Raw genomic sequence first — 2,938 nt, 5'->3', positions numbered from 1 at the left:
CATGTATTAACATTCATTTAAAATGAATGTTATAATTCACCCCAACAGGTAGATTAAAACTATATTACTCACCCTTTGTGAATATGTTTGGGACATAATTTGTCAAAAATGGGATAGGTAATTTAGTAGCTTGAAAAATGTTTAGGTATTAAGGGTTATTAATGCCCAACTCCAACCTTAAACATTCATTTTATATATATGTTTAAATTTATTTAGGAGCACGTTATGGGTGAGTACAAAAAGTACTGGTGGGGGTTGATCGCCATCTTAATTGTCACCTTCTCTTTCTTAGGCTGGGGCGGAGTTGAGATTTATCGAACAGCGCCCCCTATTCCTGACCAATTTGTAGACAGCAATGGTCAGGTTATTATGACCAAAGAAGATATATTAGATGGTCAATCAGCTTGGCAACGTACCGGCGGACAACAGTTAGGTTCTGTACTGGGCCATGGTGCTTATCAGGCCCCGGACTGGACCGCAGACTGGTTACATAGAGAGCTGGTAGCTTGGCTTGATATTAAATCAAACGAGCTTTACGGTGTTGACTATAAGGCTGCAAATGAAGATCAAAAAGCGGTGCTAGATGCGCAGGTAAAGAAGGAATACCGTGGTAGTGCAGTTGATGAAAACAATACCGTTGTGTTGTCACAAACTCGTATTGAGGCAATGAATGAGATCGCGCCTTATTATATGAGTGTCTATGGTGATGATCCAGAGTTCCAGAAAACTCGTGAAAACTTTGCGATGAAAAACAATACCATTACTGGCGAAGAATCGAGACAGCGTTTAACCAACTTTTTCTTCTGGACCACTTGGGTCGCCTCAGCAGAACGCCCCGGTACTGAGGCTACTTATACTAACAACTGGCCTCATGAACCTATTATCGATAATAAGCCTACCACTGAAAATATCATGTGGTCAGTTGCCAGTGTGGTGTTCTTAATTGCTGGTGTGGGTCTATTAATTTGGGGTTGGGCATTCTTACGTAAAGAGGATGATCTTGAGCCTAAACTGGTTACTCCTGATGCGGACCCTCTCACTAAAATAGCTTTAACTCCCTCTCAAAAAGCCTTAGCAAAATATGGCTTCTTGGTAGTTGCTCTATTTGTTTTCCAAGTGTTTATTGGTGGTTTCGTTGCACACTATACTGTAGAAGGTCAAAACTTCTATGGCATACCCGTAGCGGACTACTTCCCTTATGCTTTAGTGCGTACTTGGCACATTCAATCCGCCCTATTCTGGATCGCTACTGCCTTCTTAATGGCTGGCTTGTTCTTAACCCCAATTATTAACGGGGGTAAGGACCCTAAATTCCAAAAGCTAGGCGTTGATATCCTTTGGGTTGCTTTAATCATTGTTTGTGTGGGTTCTTTTACTAGCCAATATTTTGCCCTTGCTGAAATCATGCCAGCCAAATATAACTTCTGGTTTGGTCACCAAGGTTATGAGTTCATCGACTTAGGCCGCTTCTGGCAAATCTTAAAATGGGTAGGTATTTTAATCTGGCTCGTATTGATGTCTCGTGGCATTATGCCTGCCTTTAAAAACAAGGGAGATAACAACCTACTGGCTATCTTCTTCGCCTCTGTGGTTTGTGTCGGTTTATTCTACGGTAGTGGTTTATTCTACGGCGAACGTACTCATTTAACCATCATGGAATACTGGCGCTGGTGGGTAGTTCACTTATGGGTTGAAGGCTTTTTCGAAGTATTCGCTACGGTATCATTGGCCTTTATTTTCTATAACTTAGGCTTAGTAAATAAAAAAATTGCTACTGCCTCTTCTATCGCTTCAGCAGCTTTATTCTTATTAGGCGGCGTACCTGGTACATTCCACCATTTATATTTCTCAGGTACCACCACGCCCGTTATGGCCATTGGGGCTTCATTCAGTGCTTTAGAGGTGGTTCCTTTAATCGTACTTGGTTATGAAGGTTATGATCACTGGTCTATGCAGCACAAGTCTCCTTGGATGCAGAAACTTAAATGGCCAATCATGTGTTTCGTTGCCGTGGCTTTCTGGAATATGCTAGGCGCAGGTGTATTTGGATTTATGATTAACCCTCCTGTGTCTCTATTCTACTTACAAGGGTTAAATACCACAGCCGTTCACTCACATGCAGCTTTATTTGGGGTTTATGGCTTCTTAGCGCTAGGCTTTGTATTACTGGTTATGCGCTATATTCGCCCTGATTACGTGTTCAGTGATAAGCTTATGAAAACAGGCTTCTGGATGCTAAACCTAGGCTTGGTATTAATGATTGCCACCAGTTTATTACCAATCGGTATTTTCCAAGCTCATGCTTCAATCACTGAGGGTCTATGGTATGCGCGCAGTGAAGGCTTCTTACAACAAGACTTCCTAGTGACGCTAAGATGGATCCGTACCTTCGGCGACGTGGTATTTATCATTGGGGCTGTCTGTGTCGCTTGGCAGGTTGTGAAGTTAACTTTCGCCAAACCTTCAGACGCTAACTATCAACCTGATAGTCCAATCAACAAATAGATACCTTTAATGGTGGTCATTCGATAAAAAAAAGCCCTGTCAATTGATAGGGCTTTTGCTATTTGGCAGAGCTTTTTTATCACCAGTCGCCGTAAAAACACCCACTTCAGGGGGTGGATATAAGGCGACACACACTGTCGTAAGAAGCAGTTAAAGGGTTGTAAGTTAAAATTAACCTAGCCATACTAAGCATATGAAAACACTCAAGCTACGCATTAAAGACAAGCACATAAAAGAGCTGAATCGTCTAAGCGGTTCGGTAAACTTCGTGTGGAACTATGTCAATGCGTTAAGTTTTGAGCATCTAAAACGTACCGGTAAGTACTTTTCAGCCTATGATTTAAACCAGTACACCAAAGGTAGCGGTGAGTATTTAGGATTACACAGTCAGACCTTACAGGCTATCAATGAGACACACGCTAAATCACGTAAA

At 41.9% G+C, this 2,938-nt stretch carries 1 protein-coding gene and 1 pseudogene; both read left to right on the top strand.

The features are described 5' to 3' along the window. Positions 1-225: 225 nt before the first annotated feature. Positions 226-2,505 (top strand): nitric-oxide reductase large subunit, encoded by a 2,280-nt coding sequence (locus tag A1019T_RS02575; RefSeq protein ID WP_077450290.1) that lies wholly within the window; start codon positions 226-228, stop codon positions 2,503-2,505. Positions 2,506-2,698: 193 nt separating this feature from the next. Next, positions 2,699-2,938: pseudogene (locus tag A1019T_RS02570) on the top strand (RNA-guided endonuclease InsQ/TnpB family protein); the annotation flags it as partial.

The sequence above is a fragment of the Psychrobacter piechaudii genome (assembly GCF_900162825.1).
In the GTDB taxonomy this organism is placed as follows: Bacteria; Pseudomonadota; Gammaproteobacteria; order Pseudomonadales; family Moraxellaceae; genus Psychrobacter; species Psychrobacter piechaudii.
This window is presented reverse-complemented; position numbering and strand designations above follow the sequence as displayed.